This is a genomic window from Streptomyces sp. NPDC050422, assembly GCF_044458665.1.
Classification (GTDB): domain Bacteria; phylum Actinomycetota; class Actinomycetes; order Streptomycetales; family Streptomycetaceae; genus Streptomyces.
The window spans coordinates 1-18,577 of sequence record NZ_JBITIE010000028.1; the positions used below are offsets into that span (position 1 = coordinate 1).

Annotated in this window: 15 protein-coding genes, 8 pseudogenes and 1 riboswitch; of the genes and pseudogenes, 14 read left to right on the forward strand and 9 right to left on the reverse strand. The window is 70.1% G+C overall.

All coding sequences use genetic code 11. From position 1 onward, the window contains the following. Positions 1 to 197 precede the first annotated feature (197 nt). The 7 genes and pseudogenes from ACIBJG_RS33860 to ACIBJG_RS33890 all read left to right on the forward strand — a co-directional run. Positions 198 to 652, forward strand: a pseudogene (locus ACIBJG_RS33860) (helix-turn-helix domain-containing protein); the annotation flags it as partial. A gap of 660 nt (positions 653 to 1,312) precedes the next feature. Next, positions 1,313 to 2,188, forward strand: coding sequence for a DUF4129 domain-containing protein (locus tag ACIBJG_RS33865; protein WP_399313511.1), 876 nt, complete (start codon positions 1,313 to 1,315; stop codon positions 2,186 to 2,188). Continuing rightward, positions 2,185 to 2,763, forward strand: a complete 579-nt coding sequence (locus ACIBJG_RS33870) for a hypothetical protein (RefSeq protein ID WP_399313513.1) — start codon at positions 2,185 to 2,187, stop codon at positions 2,761 to 2,763. Before ACIBJG_RS33865 ends, ACIBJG_RS33870 begins: the two co-directional genes overlap by 4 nt. A gap of 23 nt (positions 2,764 to 2,786) precedes the next feature. Next, on the forward strand, positions 2,787 to 3,794 hold the full coding sequence (locus tag ACIBJG_RS33875; protein ID WP_399313515.1) for an AAA family ATPase: 1,008 nt from the start codon (positions 2,787 to 2,789) through the stop codon (positions 3,792 to 3,794). Next, on the forward strand, positions 3,791 to 5,137 hold the full coding sequence (locus ACIBJG_RS33880; protein WP_399313517.1) for a DUF58 domain-containing protein: 1,347 nt from the start codon (positions 3,791 to 3,793) through the stop codon (positions 5,135 to 5,137). Before ACIBJG_RS33875 ends, ACIBJG_RS33880 begins: the two co-directional genes overlap by 4 nt. Beyond that, complete coding sequence (locus tag ACIBJG_RS33885; protein WP_399313518.1) at positions 5,134 to 5,727, forward strand: hypothetical protein; 594 nt, start codon at positions 5,134 to 5,136, stop codon at positions 5,725 to 5,727. The genes ACIBJG_RS33880 and ACIBJG_RS33885 overlap by 4 nt, the downstream gene beginning before the upstream one ends. Before the next feature lie 1,019 nt (positions 5,728 to 6,746). Beyond that, positions 6,747 to 8,867, forward strand: coding sequence for a phosphocholine-specific phospholipase C (locus tag ACIBJG_RS33890; RefSeq protein ID WP_399313520.1), 2,121 nt, complete (start codon positions 6,747 to 6,749; stop codon positions 8,865 to 8,867). Positions 8,868 to 8,873: 6 nt separating this feature from the next. Here the strand turns inward: ACIBJG_RS33890 and ACIBJG_RS33895 are convergent, their stop codons facing one another. Continuing rightward, positions 8,874 to 9,104 (reverse strand): hypothetical protein, encoded by a 231-nt coding sequence (locus tag ACIBJG_RS33895; protein WP_399313521.1) that lies wholly within the window; start codon positions 9,102 to 9,104, stop codon positions 8,874 to 8,876. A 264-nt stretch (positions 9,105 to 9,368) separates the two neighbouring features. On the opposite strand from ACIBJG_RS33895, the pseudogene ACIBJG_RS33900 reads away from it, so the two are divergent. Continuing rightward, positions 9,369 to 9,627, forward strand: a pseudogene (locus ACIBJG_RS33900) (peptidase S15); the annotation flags it as partial. A 120-nt stretch (positions 9,628 to 9,747) separates the two neighbouring features. Here the strand turns inward: ACIBJG_RS33900 and ACIBJG_RS33905 are convergent. The 3 genes and pseudogenes from ACIBJG_RS33905 to ACIBJG_RS33915 all read right to left on the reverse strand — a co-directional run. Then, positions 9,748 to 10,350 carry a gamma carbonic anhydrase family protein gene (locus ACIBJG_RS33905; RefSeq protein WP_399313523.1) on the reverse strand — a complete coding sequence of 201 codons (603 nt, stop codon included), beginning with the start codon at positions 10,348 to 10,350 and terminating at the stop codon, positions 9,748 to 9,750. A 58-nt stretch (positions 10,351 to 10,408) separates the two neighbouring features. Next, the gene (locus ACIBJG_RS33910) at positions 10,409 to 11,827 is read right to left on the reverse strand and encodes a purine-cytosine permease family protein (RefSeq protein ID WP_399313526.1); all 1,419 of its coding nucleotides are present in this window, start codon (positions 11,825 to 11,827) and stop codon (positions 10,409 to 10,411) included. Further along, a riboswitch (TPP riboswitch) is annotated at positions 11,810 to 11,906 on the reverse strand. Its footprint overlaps the gene before it by 18 nt. Positions 11,907 to 12,065: 159 nt before the next feature. Further along, positions 12,066 to 12,344 (reverse strand): annotated as a pseudogene (locus tag ACIBJG_RS33915) (hypothetical protein); the annotation flags it as partial. A gap of 34 nt (positions 12,345 to 12,378) precedes the next feature. On the opposite strand from ACIBJG_RS33915, the gene ACIBJG_RS33920 reads away from it, so the two are divergent. Further along, positions 12,379 to 12,864: an ATP-binding protein gene (locus tag ACIBJG_RS33920; RefSeq protein ID WP_399313528.1), complete on the forward strand. Its 486-nt coding sequence runs from the start codon at positions 12,379 to 12,381 to the stop codon at positions 12,862 to 12,864. On the opposite strand, the gene ACIBJG_RS33925 is transcribed toward ACIBJG_RS33920, so the two are convergent. After that, a complete protein-coding gene (locus tag ACIBJG_RS33925) occupies positions 12,789 to 13,112 on the reverse strand; it encodes a discoidin domain-containing protein (protein ID WP_399313619.1) in 324 nt (107 codons plus the stop codon). The genes ACIBJG_RS33920 and ACIBJG_RS33925 overlap by 76 nt on opposite strands. A gap of 207 nt (positions 13,113 to 13,319) precedes the next feature. Between ACIBJG_RS33925 and ACIBJG_RS33930 the strand changes: the two are divergent. Then, positions 13,320 to 13,481: pseudogene (locus ACIBJG_RS33930) on the forward strand (phosphotransferase); the annotation flags it as partial. Positions 13,482 to 13,605: 124 nt separating this feature from the next. On the opposite strand, the gene ACIBJG_RS33935 reads toward ACIBJG_RS33930, so the two are convergent. The 3 genes and pseudogenes from ACIBJG_RS33935 to ACIBJG_RS33945 all read right to left on the reverse strand — a co-directional run. Next, the gene (locus ACIBJG_RS33935; protein ID WP_399313530.1) at positions 13,606 to 13,716 is read right to left on the reverse strand and encodes a hypothetical protein; all 111 of its coding nucleotides are present in this window, start codon (positions 13,714 to 13,716) and stop codon (positions 13,606 to 13,608) included. Beyond that, a complete protein-coding gene (locus tag ACIBJG_RS33940; protein WP_399313532.1) occupies positions 13,713 to 14,249 on the reverse strand; it encodes an alpha/beta hydrolase domain-containing protein in 537 nt (178 codons plus the stop codon). The genes ACIBJG_RS33935 and ACIBJG_RS33940 overlap by 4 nt, the downstream gene beginning before the upstream one ends. Positions 14,250 to 14,293: 44 nt before the next feature. Further along, positions 14,294 to 14,383, reverse strand: a pseudogene (locus tag ACIBJG_RS33945) (hypothetical protein); the annotation flags it as partial. Between the two features lie 27 nt (positions 14,384 to 14,410). Between ACIBJG_RS33945 and ACIBJG_RS33950 the strand changes: the two are divergent. Together ACIBJG_RS33950 and ACIBJG_RS33955 are read left to right on the forward strand one after the other, a co-directional pair. After that, positions 14,411 to 14,776, forward strand: a pseudogene (locus ACIBJG_RS33950) (transcriptional regulator); the annotation flags it as partial. Further along, a pseudogene (locus tag ACIBJG_RS33955) lies at positions 14,773 to 16,060 on the forward strand (MFS transporter). The pseudogenes ACIBJG_RS33950 and ACIBJG_RS33955, both read left to right, overlap by 4 nt. A 123-nt stretch (positions 16,061 to 16,183) precedes the next feature. On the opposite strand, the gene ACIBJG_RS33960 reads toward ACIBJG_RS33955, so the two are convergent. Continuing rightward, entirely contained in the window at positions 16,184 to 16,702 is a 519-nt protein-coding gene (locus ACIBJG_RS33960) for a hypothetical protein (RefSeq protein ID WP_399313533.1), read from the reverse strand. Positions 16,703 to 16,980: 278 nt separating this feature from the next. On the opposite strand from ACIBJG_RS33960, the gene ACIBJG_RS33965 reads away from it, so the two are divergent. Both ACIBJG_RS33965 and ACIBJG_RS33970 read left to right on the forward strand, forming a co-directional pair. Beyond that, on the forward strand, positions 16,981 to 17,514 hold the full coding sequence (locus ACIBJG_RS33965; protein WP_399313621.1) for a kinase: 534 nt from the start codon (positions 16,981 to 16,983) through the stop codon (positions 17,512 to 17,514). A gap of 324 nt (positions 17,515 to 17,838) precedes the next feature. Further along, positions 17,839 to 18,404: pseudogene (locus ACIBJG_RS33970) on the forward strand (hypothetical protein). The last annotated feature ends 173 nt before the right edge of the window (positions 18,405 to 18,577 follow it).

The following is an 18,577-nucleotide window of genomic DNA, read 5'->3' on the forward strand; positions in this document are numbered from 1 at the left end:
CAGCGGTCAACACGAACTCGACGGAAGAGCGTCCCGAAAACGACATCCTGAAACCGTAGCAACTTAACGCCAGGATTTCCGGCGCACGACACTAGCTGTATTGATCACGAGCGTCATTGACACTCGGCAGGTCCTGAACATGACGAAGACCTCCGGTGTGGGGGAGCTGTGTAGGACTTCACCGCGCGGAGGTCACCGTGTCCCAGCGTAATGCCCGGCTTACTGTTCATGGCAGGCGGCTGTTGATCCAACGTGTCTGTTCCGGCCGTCCGGTCGCTCGTGTGGCCGCAGAGATGGGGATATCGCGGGCGACCGTCTACAAGTGGGTGCGACGGTGGCAGGCCGAGGGCGACCCGGGGCTGTTCGACCGCTTGAGTCGACCGCGCACCGTACGGCTCCTGAGACGGAAGCCGCTGTCTGCGATCTGCGCCAGGACCACAAGCTCGGCCCCGCCAGGATCGGCCCGATCATCGGTCTGCCAGCCTCCACGGTGCACCGGATCCTGACCCGTCACGGCCTGAACCGTCTGGGCTGGCTGGACCGGCCGACCGGCGAGCCGATACGCCGCTACGAACGCAGCCGCCCAGGCGAGCTGGTGCACGTCGACACCTGCCACAGAACGAGTTCACCAAATTCCTGCGGGCAAGCGCTTCCGACCGCCAAGAACTGCGGCAGACTCTTCCACACCCACCGCTTCGGATCCGTCGAGGACGGGCTGGCAGCACGCAAGAACACCCTCGCCAAACAACGCGACCAGGCACGCAACGACGTCCTGCGCCTGGCGGAACGCACTCAGCAGGAAGCCGGAACAGATCTCGATCCCGAACAGGGCGCGCCCCTCGCCTCCCGACTCCACCCCCCTCACCGGCCCTGCCCTCGCCCGGGCAACCGCCCTGCACACCAAAGCCACCGCCCATGAGGAAGAAGCAGCCACCGCTGCAGCCATCGCGGAGAAGGAACTGGCGGCCTTCCGGGACAGAGAACACGCCGAACCCGACCTCGCCGCTTACCAGGAAGCACACCGCGCAGCACACAAGCAGCTCGACGCCTTGGAACAACAAGCAGAGCATCACGACCGTCTCGTCCGACAACGCCAGCTGGCCCTGCAAGGCCAGAAGGTGGCCCCGCTCCGCCTCCGCTGGTAACCCCGTGCTGACACGCCGGCGACCCGTGTGCCAAGCTACCGGTTCGCAGAGGGGGGTGCGGAGTGGGGCGGGTGCGTACGGCGGACGGGCGACGGCTGCACGGCTCGATCGGGGCCGCACAGGCCTCGTTGACGGTACTGGTCGTGGGTGGAACTGCCCTGGGAGCAATGTTGCTGCCGCCCGACACGGGGCTGTTCGTCAAGGGCCGCGGGCCGCTTGGCGGCAACCCCGTCCTCGTAGTCGTCCTTGCCTTGCTGTCAGTCCTCGGCGGTTTCGCGTTGCGTGGGAAGTATCTGGAGAAAGTCGGCGTCGACAAGGAACTCAGCCCGGTGGAACGGCGGTTGACGGATGGTGTGAGCCGCGTCCTGCTGGCCGCACCACTGGTCCTCCCGCTGCTCATCTTGGGCCTCCACCGGTTCGGTTCGTCGGGCGGCAGCCACGGGGCCGACCACGGGCCGTCCCCGTTTCCCTCTGCGCGGCAGGAACCGGTACGCACCCCGCCGCCGCCCGTTCCAGATGCCGGGCACAGTGGCCACAGCACGCACTTCGGGCCGATGCGCATCCTGCTGGTTCTCGGCATCGTCCTGCTCGCAGTGGCCGTCGTGTTCGCCGGGCTGCACCTGTGGCGGAATCTGACTCGGCCGCCGGAGTCCGAGGCCGCGGCGACGTACACGACGCTCGATGACGAGCAGGAACGCCTGGCCCAGGCCGTGGACTCCGGGCGCCGCGCCCTGCTGGACGGAACCGACACCCGCGCAGCCGTCATTGCCTGCTATGTCGCCATGGAGGAGTCGCTCGCCGACTCCGGCGTGGCCCGGCGCGCCTCGGACAGCCCGCAGGACCTGCTGGAACGGGCCGCCGCCAGCGGTCTGCCTGTGGGGGCAGCCGCCGCCGATCTCACTGCCCTGTTCCGCGAGGCCCGTTACTCCACGCACCCGATGGACGGCAGCCACCGAGACCGGGCCGCGGCCGCGCTCGCCGAGATCGCTGATGGTCTGCTCTCGCGGGCGTCTGGTCCAGAAGCCGTGGCGGGTGCCTCGTGAAGGCACTCACACGGACCCGGTCCCTCGTCAACTCCGTGCTGCGGGAGCCCGGTTCGATACAGCACTCGCTGGCCGTCCTGGGCACTGTCGCGGTCGCGACCGGAGTGCTGATCGCCCTGGCCAATGGTGCCGCAGCTGCCGCCACCGGGCTCACCCTCATCACCGCTGTTGCGCTGGTCCTGGGGCGCTATTCCGTGGGCGGTGCTGCCCAGGACAACGGCTACCGCAAGCCGGTGCGCCTGCTGGGCAGGCGGGCCCCGGCGCTCGGCGGGTGGCAGCGCATCGTGGCCAAGACCTTCGCAGATGACAGCGAAGTGCACTTCCGTACCGTCATGCGTCCGCAGCTGCAGCGGCTGTTCGCCGCCCGGCTGGCCGAACGACACGGCGTTGAGATGTACCGGAACCCGCAGCGGGCCCGGGCGCTGGTCGGCACTGAGCTGTGGCCGTGGATCGATCCTGAAGCGACCGCTCCGCAGCCCACTCTCCCCGAGCCCGTCCTGCGTTCCCTGCTCGACCGCCTGGATGCCCTGTGGTCCAGCGGCGCTGCGGTCGACTCCGTAACCCGCACAACCTGACCCCGCCCCGTGAGGATCCGATCGTGACCAGCCCACAGCCCACCCCGGACCAAGACATCCTGACTCCTCGGCAGGCGGGCGAACGGGCCGCAGCCGTGCTCGACGAGATCCGCACAGCCGTGGTCGGCAAGACGGAACCGCTGGCGCTGGTGATGCTCGGCATACTCGCCGGCGGCCACGTCCTCATCGAAGACCTGCCGGGACTCGGGAAGACACTGCTGGCCCGCTCCTTCGCCGCTACCCTCGGCCTGGACTTCCGCCGCATACAGTTCACCCCTGACCTGCTGCCCTCCGACGTCACCGGCGCTCCGTTCTACGACCAGCGCAACGCCGACATGGTGTTTCGGCCCGGACCGGTCTTCACCCACCTGCTGCTCGCCGACGAGATCAACCGCACTCCACCCAAGACCCAAGCCGCGCTGCTGGAGGCGATGGCCGAGTCCCAGGTGTCCATTGACGGATGCACCCGACCGCTGCCGGAGCCGTTCGTGGTCGTTGCCACGGCCAACCCCATCGAATACGAGGGCACATATACCCTGCCCGAGGCCCAGCTCGACCGGTTCCTGCTGCGGGTGAGGATGGGCTATCTGACGGCGTTCCAGGAGACCGGCATGCTGCGCGCGCGTGTCGATCGGGCGGGGCCCGAGGCTGTGCTGCGCACGCTCAGCGGGCCGGACGAGGTCCTGGCCATGCGGGCCGCCGTCGAACGCGTCGAGGTGGACGACGACGTGCTGGACTACGTCGTCGCGCTGGTCGGCGCGACCCGGGCCCACCCGCACATTCAGGTCGGTGCCTCTCCGCGTGGCGGCCTGGCCCTGGTGCAGCTCGCCCGTGCCCGTGCCGTTCTGGACCTGCGGGACTACGTGACTCCGGAGGACGTCAAGTCCGTGGCGGTGCCGGCCCTGGCGCACCGCGTCACCCTCAAGCCGGAGCTTTGGGTCCGGCAGATCGACAGCGACGATGTGATCCGCGAGATCATGCAGTCCGTGGCCGCCCCACAGACCCTGCCGCGCACGCCGGTCGTGTCATGACAGAGCCAGAGCCTTCCCGTAGAGCGGCAGTCGCCGCCCAACGGGCCCTGAACGGCCGCCAGGACGTGACCGCTGAACCGCCGCCCCCGCCCCCGCCCGGCTGGCGCACTGGTGAACGGGCGCTGCGACTGGGCACGTTGGCCGTTGTCGCGATGGCTGCCGCTCTGGTTACTGCGCGCCCCTGGGTGCTTGCTCTGGCCGCCGCACCGCTGGTGCTGCTCGCCCTCGCTTTGCCGAGCGGGCCGCGCCCGGGCGCGGTGACGGCCGAGGCCGAGGTGGAGCCGCGGCGGTGCTTCGAGGGCGAGCAGGTGACGGTACGGATAGCGCTGGCCTACGACGGTGAGACCGGCCGCCTGGACCCCGGCGTCACACTCGGCCACGGGATCCGGCTTGACCACCTTGCGGTCAGCCCGCACCGCGTCGATCTCGTCCTGACCGCGCAGCGCTGGGGCCGTTGGACGCTCGGCACGGTCGACGTCGACGTCTACGACCGCGGCGGGCTGGCCCGCCGCACCGTGCGGGCCGAGCTCGGCGAGATCGTCGTTTTCCCAGTGGCCGAACACGCCGGCCTCACGCCCGTCCCGGTCCGGCTGCCGCAACGACTCGGCGAGCACACCGCCGTGCAGCGCGGCGAGGGCGTCGAGGTCACCGGCGTGCACCCATACGCGCGCGGCGAGCGACAGCGCCGGATCCACTGGCCGGCCACCACCCGCCGCGGCACCCTGCAGGTCCACCAATTCGCCGCAGAGCGCACCGCCGACACCGTGGTGCTGCTGGACGTGCTCACCGACGTGGTCGACCCGGTCACCGGCACTTCCTCGCTCGACGAGGGCTTCCGGGCAGCTGCCGGGTTGGTCCGCGCCTACCTGCGCACCCACGACCGGGTGGGCGTCGTGTCGGTCGGTGGCCCGACCCACTGGCTGCAACCGGGCAGCGGTCAGGGGTACTTCTACCGCATCGTCGAGAGCGTACTGGAGGTCCGCAAGGACCGCGCGTACCGCACGGAGGGCCTCAGTCTGCTCCCGCCTCCCGCGTTGCCCGCAGGAGCGCTGGTGTACGTCATCACGCCACTGACCGACCAGCGGATTTTTGACGTCCTGCACCAGGTGCGCCGGCGGGCAAACCCGATGGTTGTCGTCGAGATCCCCACAAGCGACCCGGTTGTGGAACCTGGCGACGCCGAGGGCGAACTCGCGCTGCGGTTGTGGCGGGCCGACCGAGACGCGATGCGCTTCGCCCTCGTGGAACGTGGGATCGCGGTCGTCGCCCACCGGGCCGGCGAGACCCTTGACCTCGCCCTTGCGCCGCTGCTGCGCACCAGCATCCACGGAGGGACCAGATGACGGCCGCCCTCGCCCGACCGGGCCCGCGCTCCGTCGGCAGCCGAGCCGCCAGGCTCATCACACGTCTCACCTCCCGCATCACTGACCGACTGCTCGGAACGGCACTCGCCGTCGCCGCCTTCGACCCACCGACCGCCCTGCACGCACCGCTGCCGGTCAGGGTGATGGTGCTCGGGGCGGCAGCGGCCGCGTGGTGGGCTGCTCCGATGGTCGACGCGCGTCCCGTTCTGACTTCCATGCACTGGCGGACCGCCGTGGCCCGTCGCAGGACGACCGTGCTGCCGGCTGCGGCGATCGTGGTCGCGGCGGCCACCGGCCCAGCGGTCTGGCTGGTCGTCTGCATCGCAGCCCTGCTCCTCGCCTACCTGCTCGTCACAGACGCGTGGACAGTCGGTGTCAACGCCCCGCCCGGCCAGCCGCAGGCCACACCCGCGCTGGCGGCCGCCGCCGCGACGGCGGTGGTCCTGCTTGCCGCCCAGGCGCCGGTCGCGAGCACCTCATGGGCACGGTTGCCTGCCGCACTCGCTATTGCCGCGACCATGGTTTGCCTGGTACTGGCGCTGCGCACCCGTCGCCGCTCGCCCGGCTGACTGCCTCACGCTGGGACTCGCAGTCCCCGCTGTCTGGCTCCGAACATGGCCTGAGAAAGGGTGCGCCTGAGCTGTTCCTCTTCTTCCGGCCTGGCCCTGAAGGACTGGGCCCGGCCCTGATCAGGAGGTCCCGAAGGACCTGGAGGTGCTCCTCCGGCGTCTTCACGCCGGGCGACTGGGCCAGCTCCCGCAACCGATGTCCGCTGGCGGATTAGGCTGACATGGTGTGCCCGTGCACCAACCCCGCAGACAGTGAGTTGTGCAGAATCTGGTCCTTGGGCAGGGTGAGCGTGAACCGGTTCGCAATGACAGTCAGGGATTTGAGGTGGGCAATCTCGCGTCTGTCTTCGTCGTGGATTGCGGCCGTTTCGATGTCAGCTTGGATGAGAGCGGCGTCCGGGCCGGAGACCTCGTGCGACCACGTGTGCATGTACATGTGGAATCCAGATGCGAACCTGCCGTCGCGATAGAGGGCGAATTGCGGAGGCGGAACCTTCGGGTTCTGGGTCTCGTAGTACAGCTCGAAAATTTCCTCACCACTGTTGCGCGAGAGTTGGTTGCTGTAGCCGGGGCCGAGTTCGCCCGGCCAGTACCCATTGTGCGAGGCGGGGTGACTTTCCTGTGAGAGTCCTGTGGGCGGCCGAGGTCGCCTGCTGAGACCGGAAGTGCCGACCGCCTCGCGCGGAGCCTGGCCTCCACCAGCGGAGCAGCAGCGATATGGGCGCCGGACAGGCCCGATGCCGCCGATTGCGGGGGCGTCACAGGCCGAGCCGGCCCACTCTCTGCTGCTCGAACTCGGTAGGGGCCGGGATCCCCCGGTCTCGCAGGCTGGCCGGCTGGGCCAGCTCGTCGGCGAGTGATGCGGACGGGCGGGGCGGGTCTGCTGGGGTGCGTGCTGGGCGGTTGGGCTTTCCCGGACGACCTGTTGGAGGTTCACCGCGAAGCCGTACGAAATCCTTCCCCGCGCCATCCGGCTTGATTAGCTTCCCGGCTGTACGACAGAACTCGGGAGGCTCAACTTGACCACGGATATTTCACGGCGACGGCTCTTCGCGCTCGGCGGCGGTGCGCTCGGCGCTGCGGCGGCGGGGTCGCTGCTGCCGCCTTCGCTGCAGGCCGCGATAGCCGCGCAGCCGGCACATTCGGCGGGGTCCGGAGGTCGTGACGGGCTCGGAGCCATCAAGCACGTGGTGATCCTGATGCAGGAGAACCGTTCCTTCGACCACTACTTCGGGACGCTCCGGGGCGTACGCGGCTTCGGTGACCGCAACGCCGTCGAGCTGCCCTCGGGCAAGCCGGTCTTCGAGCAGCCCGCACCGCTGGGCACCTCCGTTCTGCCGTTCCCGGTGCGCGGCGCCGCCGAGACGCAGCAGAAGGACCTCCAGTACATCGGTGCGCTCGACCACTCCTGGAGCGGCGGCGGCAAGGCGTGGGCCGGTGGGTGGATGAACGGCTGGGTATCCGCGAAGACGGCCGCCACCATGGCGTACTACGACCGCCGTGACATCCCGCTGCACTACGAGCTGGCCGACACCTTCACGGTCTGCGACGCCTACCACTCCTCCATTCACTCCTCGACCAGCCCCAACCGCAACCACCTGTGGAGTGGGAAGACGGGCAACGAGCCGAACGGCAAGCGGGCCGTCGGCAACGACGCGTACGACGAGGGCGCCCACCCCGGATACGACTGGGGCACCTACGCGGAGCGGCTGGAGAAGGCCGGGCGCAGCTGGCGCACCTACACCGAGTGGGAGAACTTCACCGACAACCAGATCGAGTTCTTCGCCACCTTCAAGGCCATCGCGCGCAAGGCGCTGGCGAAGACCGGCGGGCACACGTACATGGAGTCGTTCTACTCCGCCGTGCGGGACGCGGACGCAGCCGAGCGGGAGCGGCTGTTCGGCCTGCTGGAGGAGGGCGTCGCGACCCTGGACAGGACCGAACGCCGTCTCTTCGAGAGGGCGTTGCGCCGGCTGGAGACCGGAACGCTGGCCGACGAGTTCGCCAAGGACGTGGCCGCGGGCACGCTGCCGGAGGTCTCCTATCTGGTGCCCTCCGCCGTCGACTCGGAGCACCCGAGCGTCTCCTCGCCGATCCACAGCGCGACGATCGTCTACAAGGTCCTGGACGCGCTGGGCAAGCACCCCGACGTGTGGCGGCACACCGCCGTCATCATCAACTACGACGAGAACGACGGCTTCTTCGACCACGTGCCGCCGCCGGTCGCCTCGCCCGAGGTGACCGAGGAGCAGTGGGAGGGCAAGCCCACCGGTCTCGGCATGCGAGTGCCGATGCTCGTCGTGTCGCCATGGACCATCGGCGGCTACGTCTGCTCCGAGGTCTTCGACCACACCTCCGTGATCCGCTTCCTGGAGCGCTGGACCGGGGTGAAGGAACCGAACATCGGCGACTGGCGGCGCACCGTCACCGGCGACCTGACCTCCGCTTTCGACTTCTCGCGAGGACGTCGCCGACCGGAGGTGGAGCAGCCGGGCGCCATTCCGCCGTTCAGCGGCCGCTGGTCGCCGAGGCCGCCGCTCGTGCAGCACATGCCCGTGCAGGAGCCGGGCGCACGTCCGGCCCGTGCACTGCCGTACCAGCCGGACGCGCAGGCGAAGGTGGTGGACGGCGCTGTGCGCGTGACCCTCAGCAACACGGGGAGCTCGTCGGCGCACTTCGCGCTGTATCCGTACGCGGGCGAGTTCCCCGTACCGCAGCACCGGGACGTGAAGGGCACGACGCAGTGGACGGTGCCCGTCACCGGCGCGGTGTACCGGTTCACGGTGACGGGGCCGAACGGCTTCCGCCGCGAGTTCGCCGGGTCCGCGAAGGACGGTGCCCCGGCCGAGGTCGCGTCGCGGGTCGACGCCGGGGAGCGCGATCTGCATCTCACGCTGCGCAACACGGGGCGGACGACGCTCGCCTTCAACGTGAGGCCGCGTGGATACGTCGACGAGGCGGACCTGCGCGAGTGGACCAGGACCGTCAAGGTCAAGCCGGGGCGCAGCCGCACAGTGGTGCACTCGGCGGCCGACGCGCACGGCTGGTACGACCTGGACGTCACCGTCGAGGGGGACGACGCCTTCCGGCGCCGGCTGATGGGGCACATCGAGAACGGCCGGGCGAGCATCTCGGGCTGACCCCGGTCAGGGCGGCGGTGGGCGCCCCTCACCGCCGCCGGCCCGCCGTTCCAGCGTCAGGCAGGCGAGCCGGTCGAGGAACAGCAGTGCGGGTACCTCTGCCTCCGCGAGTTCGCGCATCCGCAGCCGGGCCTCGGCCCGGGCGGCCTCGTTGAGCAGGGGCAGCCGGACGATGGTTACGGCCCTCTGGGCGGCAAGCTGCCGACAGATCGCCGGGCACATCGGCCGTTGAGCCACATGTCCGGGCGTTCTTCGGGGGGCATTCCGTAGAGGTCCTTGTCGGCGACTTTGGGCCGGCCCGGTGCGAGGCTGTGCCCGGCCTGCGGGTTCTCGTTCTTGCCTAGGTGATCGCCGGGTGTGGGGAGAAGGACGGTCATGGTCTTGCCTGCTGATCAGCCTGCCCCATCTTCATGGACTGACCTTGAGCACTGTCCGCTGCCCAGCGGACACGCCCGCATTCTGTGGGCCCTGCCTGTGACGGTCGCCGAGATCGAGTGGTACGAGGAGAACGGGATCGAGGTCGGACCGAGGGCTGCGCGAAGTACACCTCCGTCGCCGACGACTTCGGATCGGCGAGCGGTGAGTCGGCCTGGACCATGCGGTTCAGGCGCCCCGGATGGGACGTCCGGGTGGAGACCCGCACGATCCTGACATCGGACGAGACCGATCTCCATGTCGATGCCACGTGGACGGCTACGAGGACGGTCGCAGGGGCTTCTCCCGGACCTGGAACGAGAGCGTTCCGCGAGTGAACGCCTGAGCGTTGCCCGTGCCGGAGCCAATGCGTCCGTCCCCTTGATATGGCGCCGCAGGGCCACGATCGGGGCCAGCCCGGTGAGGCCGCGCGGTGGACGGCAGGCCGGAAACCCTCCCGCGGGGCTCAGATCTGCCGGTCGTCGCTGTGACGGCCGAGGCTGCGGCCGAAACGTTCCGAGATCGCCGGCATCAGGCTCTCGCCGTCGGCCGGGCGGTCGAGGCCGAAGACGTGACCGGGGAAGTCCAGGTCCTTCTGTACCGCCCAGATTCCGTCGTGGTCCTCCGTCGGGAGGATGCGCACCGGGTCACCGACAGCGACCCAGCCGATCGGCACCATCGAGTCGGCCGGCAGTACGGTGCGCAGATGCACGACGCCGTTGATCCGCACCTCGGAACGGGTCCCGATCCGTGCGCCGTTGAAGACGCGGCTGCCGGTGGCCAGGAAGACCTCGTCCTCGACCCGGCAACCGGTCAAATAGGAGGTGGGGCCCACCAGCACCTGCCGCCCCAGAACCAGCGGGTCCCGTCGGGTACCCCGCAGGACCGAGTTCTCCATCACGATGCTTCCCTCGCCGACCTCCACCGGACCGCCCTCGGCGGTGAGCACCGCACCGAACAGCACCCGGCACCCGGCGCCCACCCGCACATCCCCGCACAGCGTGGCGGTCGGAGCGACATAGGCCGTGGGGTGGACCGTCGGCGAGCAGCCCTCATGAGCAATCATCATGCCCGCGATCATCCCGTGTCCGGAGCGCCGGCGTACACCACCCCCGCGACCCCACCGGTCAGCGGCCGGCTGGCCGGCGTCGTAGCCGCAAAGGTGCGTAGACGGCGAGCGCCGCGACGAACGCGACGTAGTAGGCAAGGTCCGCGCCGTGGAGTGCCGCGGCCACCGGCCCTACGTACAGGCTCGTGTCCATGAACGGAACCGCCGCGCCGAAGGCGACGACGAATGCCGCGAGTGCGGGCCACCACGGCTGCGGGCGGTCGCTCTCGGCAGCCGGCTCGAACGAAGCTCCGCCCCTGTCCCTCGTGCGTGCGAACCAGTCGACGGCTACGACCGCCACGAATCCGGGGATCCAGTAACCGACGAACAGCAACACGTTCTGGAAGCGGGCCGTGGTGTCCGCGGCGTGCATCCACAGCACCAGCGGGAAGCCGAGTACGGCAGAGAGGGCCGCGGCCAGCGGCCGTGGGATGGGCACTCCGACGGTCTGAAGGGCCAGAGAGCCGCTGTAGTCGTTCATCGCATTGCTGCACAGCGCCGCAAGCGCGACCGCAAGCAGGCCGAACGCGCCGAGCGTGCCGCCTCCCAGCAGTTCATCGACGCCCTTCGCGGTCTGGTCGGTGAAGGCGGATGCTCCCCACAGGCCGAGCGCCTGCACGGCTACGAAGGAGACCGTGACGCCGAGAAGCGTGTACCAGAACATGCGGGGGCGGGAGGCGGACCGTGGCAGGTACCGGCTGAAGTCGCTGGCGTACGGAGCCCAGGAGAGTGCGAGGCTGAGTGCGATGGTGCTGGTGAGCACGAAGGCGCCGGCGCGGTCGGCGCCGTGCACCGACCCGCTGGTGGTGGGGTGGACGCCGTCGAGGAGCTTGACGGCCAGCGCGACGAAGGCCGCGGCCAGCACGAAGGTCATGATCTTCTGCAGTCGGTGGATCGCCTCGTAGCCGAACACACCGAGTACGCCCTGCCCCACCATCATCACGAGTACGCCCAGCCAGAACGGCCATCCGCACAGTTGAGCCAGCGCATCCCCGCCGAAGAGGCCGATGAGCGCGTCCCACGCGACCGATGACAGCCACTGCAGCACGCCCGGAACGGCAACGGCCCGGCCGAAAGCGAGCCGCGCGAGCGGCAGTTGTCCTGTCCCCGTGAGACTGCCCCAGGTCCCGAGGTACGCGGTGGGCACGGCGCCAACGAGCGTGCCGAGCACCACAGCCACCAGGGCGGTGGTGAAGTCCAGCCCGAGGACGATGCCGATCGTGCCGGTGAAGACGCCCGTCATGGTGAGGTTCGGAGCGAACCACACGGTGAACAGCCGCCCGGGAGTGCCGTAGCGGTGCGATTCGGGGACCGGGGCGATCCCGCGGGTCTCGATGCGCAGATCACCGGCGGCGGGGGGCGTCCGCCCGTCGAGGACAGCCCGGCGGTCAGTGGCTGCCGGGCCGCTCGGAGCATGTGGAAATGACATGAATGACATCCCTCCGCCAGTGCTAACTGGTTCAGGTTCGACGGGTGTGATCTCAGCCCCGCTGGTCGGGGCACCCCGTGTCGGATTGCGTCGGCAAGGCTAACCCACGTGTTCGGGCCCGGACGACTGGGCTCCGACAGGTCGGTCGCAGGCCCGCATACCGCCTTGCTCACGTGGCTCGTTGAGCAGGGCGTGGGCTTCGAGGGGTTGTCCCGGTGGCGGGGTACGGGCGCCGGCGCGGGGACCGTCAGTCCATGGAGGTGTCCCCGTGGCCCGGGGCCCCGGCGACCTCCACGGTGGAGATGATTCGGACGACCGACGGGGCACGGGGCGCCGACCCGAAGCCGAAGGTGACCGGCGGGTAGACGGGAGCGAGTCCGCCGAGATTCCGTCCGCCCAGCATTGCGGTTGCCGCACGAACACGGTGCAGGTCCCCGGCCCCGTACCACTCGCGACGGCCCGCGCCCGCACTCCCCAGCGTGCGGACACCCGGCATCAGCCGGGCCGGTCCGTCGCAGACGGCGGCCGTCCTGTCCACCGTGGGAGACCAAGCCGACCGCATGGGCACACTGGTGGAAGACCTGCTGCTGCTCGCCCGGCTGGACCAGCAGCGCCCTCTGGAACGGCAGCCGGTCGATGTGCTCGCCCTGGCCGTCGACGCGGTACGCGATGCCCGCCTGCTCGCCCCCGAGCGTGAGATCCGGCTCGCGGTGGACGACAGAGGCTCCTACGCCGTCACCGGCGATGAACTCCGGCTGCGCCAGGTGCTGTCCAATCTGACCGGCAACGCCCTCACACACACCCCACCGGGCACCCCCGTCTCGATCGAACTCGGACCCGGTCGCCCCGGCCAGCCACCTGCCGTGCTCCTCGACGTCACGGACCAGGGCCCGGCCTCCGGAACAGGCCGAGCGCGTGTTCGAACGTTTCTACCGCACCGACACCTCACGAACCCGCCGCACCGGCGGCCTTACCGGGGGAATACGGAAAGGGCCCTGAGGCGTGCGTACCCGCTGCGCCAGCCCGTGACGTCGAGCGCCACGTAGCGTGCAGTGATGCCGGCCGTGAGGCCGGTCGTGGTGGTGCGGCCCCGCAGTGTTCCGCCGGAGCGGTAGGTGACGCCGTCGTCGCTGAACTCGACCGTCGCCCCCGGCACCCTGCTCGTCGTCCACTCCGCGAGGATCCTCCCGACGGGGAGCGCCGAGCCGAGGTCCACGACCATTCGGGCCCGGTCGGATCCCGGTGTCCACGACGTGCGGTGATCGCCGTCCACCGCGGCCGACGGGTCCGACATGCCGGCGGAGCGCGGTGCGTTCGGGAACGTGTCACATCCCAGTGCGGCATCGTCGAGCGGGTACGGGGCGACATCGCGCAGCGACACGGTCGCGGTCCGGCCGCGGCGCAGCCGGACCTTCGTGCGCCGTCCGCAGGCCGCGGTCACGAGCAGGTCGCAGGACGGCCCGGTCAGGCCACGGGCAGCGCAGGCGGAGTGGACCTCGGCATGTGGGCCGCCGTGGACACCGAGCCGGGTTCCGCAGTCGTCCTGATCACCGGCGTGATGGCGGCGGGGAAGTCCACCGTGGCCGAACTGCCGGCTGGGCGGCTGCCCCAAGCCGTCCACGTGCGCGGCGACGTCCTCCGGCGGATGGTGCTGTCCGGCCGGGAGCTGTCCTGCCGGGGCCTGCGGCGGTCCTCGATGTGCCGACGGCTTCATGGTCTGCCGGCCGCGACCCCGCGCCGAGGTGGATCCGGAGCGGGGTCGCGGCCGGGTGACACGGCCCGCTGGGTCAGCCGCCGATGCCCGAGTCCTGCGCGGCGGCGATGATTGTCGTCGCGTCTTCCGGGAGCAGATGGCCGGCACTGACGGACGTCTGCGCGGCGTTGCGTACCTTGCTCACGTAGTCGGCGTGGGTCGGGTAGAGCCGGGCGAGCACCGGTTCCGCGGTGGCGGGGAAATGGGGGTTGGACGGGTCGCCGTCGTCGTGCGGTCCCAGGCGTCGGCATCGCCGTTCCACGGGTCGCGGGCGCCGTACAGGCCGCAGAAGACCCCGCTGCCGGTGGTGTCGCGCGAGCCGGTGAGCGTACGGGTGGGCACCGTGACGTCCGGCAGGCGGACGCCGCCGGTGGCCAGGCCGGTGGCCGGGTCACGCAGGACGGTGCTCAGCGGCTGACCGCTCGGCGGCCGCGCACCGCCCCGTGCCCAGGTGGCCAGGTGGCGCAGCGCCGAGTTCATCGCCCAGTGGCCGGGCCCGTCGTTGAAGGGGGCCGAACCGGCGGCGCAGCCGGGCGACGGCGCGGCGGAGCCCGCCGAATTCTGCACGGTTGCGTTGCCGAGGTCGAAGGCCCACTGGTCCCCGTGCGCGGTGCCGGCCAGTTCCCAGTGCACGACGCTGCCGGTGTCCGGCTGTCGTGCCGTCGCGGCGCCCGGCACACATCGGTCTCGGTGAGCACGACGAACGTCGGCACCGGCAGGTCGGTCCTGATCCGGGACGGGTTCGGCATCAGCAGCGCGTCTGCGAGCACGCCGCTGATCGGTGAGGCGATCGCGCTGTTGCTGTGCACCATGAAGCCGTCGTAGACCTGGGACGCCGGCGGCTGCTCGAACGGGCCGGCCTGGTGAAGGTGGTACGAACGCGGAAGGTCCGGGGGGTCACCGAGCGGTACTACGCAATGGCCGCGCAGTCGATCGTGCTGCCGGACCCGGGTGAGGGCGGGCCGGATGTGCTGATGCGGCATGCGGTGGCGGACCTGGAGGCAGCGCCGGCGGAGGGCGAACGGCACGTACGGATGGCACATCTACGGCTCACCGAGGAGCAGTTCGCTGAGCTGGGGGCACGACTGCAAGCGCTGGCGGACGAGTACCGGAAACTCTCCGACCCGTCGCTGCCGGACGCGTCACTCGTCTTCGCACTGTTCCACCCGGCACCGCGCGAGCAGGTCGAAGGAGGCGCCAAGTGACGTCAGCCGCTGAGAAGTGGCCCACCGGTTTCGGACGGCTGTGGACCGCGCAGACGGTGTCCTCGCTCGGCCACGGGGTGTCGCACGCGGCTCTGCCGCTCCTCGCTCTGACGCTGACGCGCGATCCGATGGCGCTCGCCGTCGTCACGGCCGCCGGCACCCTGCCGTGGCTGCTCTTCGGGGTGCTCGGCGGTGCGCTGGTGGACCGCTGGGACCGTCGCCGCACGATGTGGGTCACGGACGCGGCGCGTGCGGCGCTGCTCGCGATACCGGCGGCAGCGGCCGCGCTCGACGTGCGGAGCATTCCCCTGCTCGCGGCCGTCGCCTTCCTGCTCGGCCTCGGCGCGCTCTTCTTCGACACTGCCGCCACGGCCTATCTGCCGGATCTCCTCGGCCGCGAACCCGCGCTCCTGGAGCGCGCCAACTCCCGCCTGCGCGGCACTCAGACCGCGGCATCCGGCTTCGCGGGCCCGCCGGCGGGCAGTGCCCTGCTCGCGCTCGGCCGGGCGGTTCCGCTCCTCGCCGACGCGCTGTCCTTCGCGCTCTCCGCACTGCTCGTACGGTCGCTGCCGGCCGTGTCCCGGCCCGTATCGCAGGCCCGGGAGTCGCTGCTGCAGCAGGCGCGGGCCGGTGCCTCCTACGTATTCCGGGACCAGCTGCTGCTCGGGCTCGGCGCTGCGCCCGGCGGTCGGCAACATCGCCTTCCTCGCCGTGGAGACCGTACTCGCCCTCTCCGCGCACGATCATCTGGGCATCGGCACCTTCGGCTTCGGCCTGCTCCTCATGGCGGAAGCCACAGGCGGTCTCCTCGGTGCGGGTATCACCCCCTTCCTCGGTCGACGGCTGGGTACCGGCACCGCGCTCACCTGTACGGCCGCGGTCGAGGGACTGGCCATCCTGGGCCTTGCCGTCGCCTCGAACCCGTACGCCGCCGGCCTCGCGCTCGCCGTCTGCGGAGCGGGCATGGGCGCCACGATGGTGCTCGGTCCCTCTCTCCGACAGACGATCGTCCCCGCCCACCTGATGGGCCGTGTCGCCTCCACCTCCCGCATGCTCGCCATGTGCGCCGCCCCGTTCGGCGCCTTCCTCGGCGGCTGGCTGGCCACCACCCACGACGTACGCACCCCGCTCTACGCCGCCGCCGGCCTTCTCCTCACCATGACCGCCGTCACGGCGACCATGACGAGCAACCGCCAGGTGGAGGCGGCGCTGCGCGCTGCCGCCCCGGCCGATGACCCGGATCACCCGGAATGCCGGGATCCTGTTCAGGAGGATGCCCTCTAGGCAGTGTGCTAGGTGGCGAGTCGTTCGTAGCTGCAGTGGCCCGAGCGGCTCGTGCCGCGCGAGTCCGAGGCCCGGGAACGCGCCCGGGAACCTAAGACGTTCGGCGTGGGCCCCGTCCGCACGTCAGCCGGGTTCAACGGTCATGGAGTCGAAGGTTGCCCGCATCAGCTGGTCGATGGTACTGGTCCGGTCTGCCATGGAGTCGAAGAGATCAGCGAGCAACCACAGCACGAAGCTGTGCACCAGTGCTTCCGCCGGCGGGATCGGTCCGAACTGATTGCGCCACGCCACTGTGTCCATACCCATTGCCGCGGCCATGAGGACACCGGTGACCATCGGCACCTGAGCCGGGTCAGCCATCTCGAAGCTGGGAAGCTTGCGGACCACAGCGGGGATCAGATCGCTGAGGGGATCCAGGCGGTCTTCTCTGCCGTTCTGCTCGACAATCAGGTATCCGGTCAGCACACCCACCAGAAAGACCGTTCCCCGGGAGACCTCGTCAGGCCCGTAGGCGTCCATCGCAGCCTGGACCCGCTGCTGCGCCTGCTGGCGTTCTTCTGCGGAAGTGCGCTTCTCCAGGACTCGGTACGAGTCCCACGCTGCACGGATCGCTTCATCTGCGACCACGCCGTCATCAGTCATGAGGCAACCGTAGTGAGAGAACGACTTGCAGGAGAAATCCTTGAGCGGCCCACCGCAGCAACGACATGAGGGCCATGCCCCGGCGGCGGCTACTCCGCCACTGACTGCATGGGGGGTGCCCCGGTGCGGTGAGACAGCAGGCGCAACACCCCACGCATGGCACCCATGAGCTGCGGATACGCCAGGAAGGGCTGCTGGCGCGCGTCTGGCACCACCGCGTTGCAACCCGGCCGAGGTTCGTTGACGGGGCAGTGTCCGCCGGTATCGTGGAGTGGATGATGGTGGGCGCCACAGAGACCAGGCTCGTTGTTCTGCGTGGGAACAGTGCCTCGGGCAAGTCCTCGGTCGCAGCCGGCGTCCGTGAGCGCTTCGGCCGCGGGCTGGCCCTGGTTGGCCAGGACAACCTTCGCCGGGTCGTCCTGCGCGAGCACGACCTTCCTGGCGGCGCGAATATCAGGCTCATCGATACGGTCGCCCGCTTCAGCCTCGATGCCGGGTATCACGTCGTCCTCGAAGGAATTCTGTACGCGGACCACTACGGGCAGATGCTTCAGCAGCTGCGCGCCGACCATCGCGGGCACACCCACTGCTACTACCTGGACGTCCCCTTCCCGGAGACCCTGGCCAGGCACGCGACCAAACCCATCGCGGACGAGGTCGGCGAGAGGCGGCTGCGCGAGTGGTACCGGCCGCTCGATCTGCTGCCCGGCGGCATCGAGACCGTCATCGACGCCGGCAGCGTCCTGGCGGACACCGTCGACCGCATCATGCACGACACCGATCTCGCACGGCTCCCGGCACGGGACCACTGACCAGCCGGGTGGCGAGTGCGAAGATGTGCGTCCGGACGAGGCAACAAGACCAAGCACACGATCTGATGCAGGTTCGGATGCCCCCACCTTCCCTCTCGACCAGGTGCACGCCAGTGATCGTCCCACGGCGAGTATGACGGGGCGCTCGGACCGCGCTTCAGCTGTCCCGCTTGAAAGCGGGACAGCCCTTGAAGGGCCTGTGTGATGTCGTGATCAATGGGCGTGTTCCGCTGCTGTGCTGGGTCGGGGAGTTCCCCCGTGCGGCGGAGGTGCTTCATCACGCGGTACGACGTGCCGCATCGCGCGGTGCGAGAGATTCGGGTCATGACGACGACGGATCCTGCCCCGCCCGAATCCCGCGTGCCGCCGCCGGCCCCGCCGCCCCCGCGCTGGGCGGTGCGTGCCGCCCGTGTCGCGGCCTGGTCGACCGTCCCCTCCGGGGTGTGGCGCGTCGCGCTCGTGCTCGGGGTGCCGGTCGGGGTGATGGAGCGTGAGGAGTTCCTCGCCGCATTCCCTGACAACTCCCCGCTGATCGGCCTGGCTTACGTACTGCTGATCGGCGCGGTCGCCGAGGCCGCCTCGTGCCTCACGCTGGGCCTGGTACGGCCCTGGGGGAAGTGGTGCCGCGCTGGATTCCGTTCCTCGGAGGGCGCCCGGTCAACCGCAGACTCGCGGTCCTCGCCGCTTCGCTGGGAGCCCTCGCGGTAACCGTCCTGTGGTGGATCCTCTTCTTCGGCGGACTGCTGACCTCTCCCAGCCCGGACCCCGGCATCTCGGCCGGCGAAGCCCTTTTCGTCGCCACCTACGCCCCACTCCTGCTGTGGGGCCCGCTCCTGGCGGCGGTGACCTGGTCGTACCACCGACGACACAAGGCTTGTGTGAAGTCGTGATCGAACCTGGGATCCGTCCCTGTGGGGGGAACGGAACCCGCAAAAGGGGGCGACCGGCAGGAACAGAACAGAACGGGCAGGGCGACGGAAACGACGCCGACGGGAAGCACGGCGACGCGTCCGGCGATATCACGGGCTCCGACTGCGGGAAGCCCTGCTTGGCCGGTTCAGAG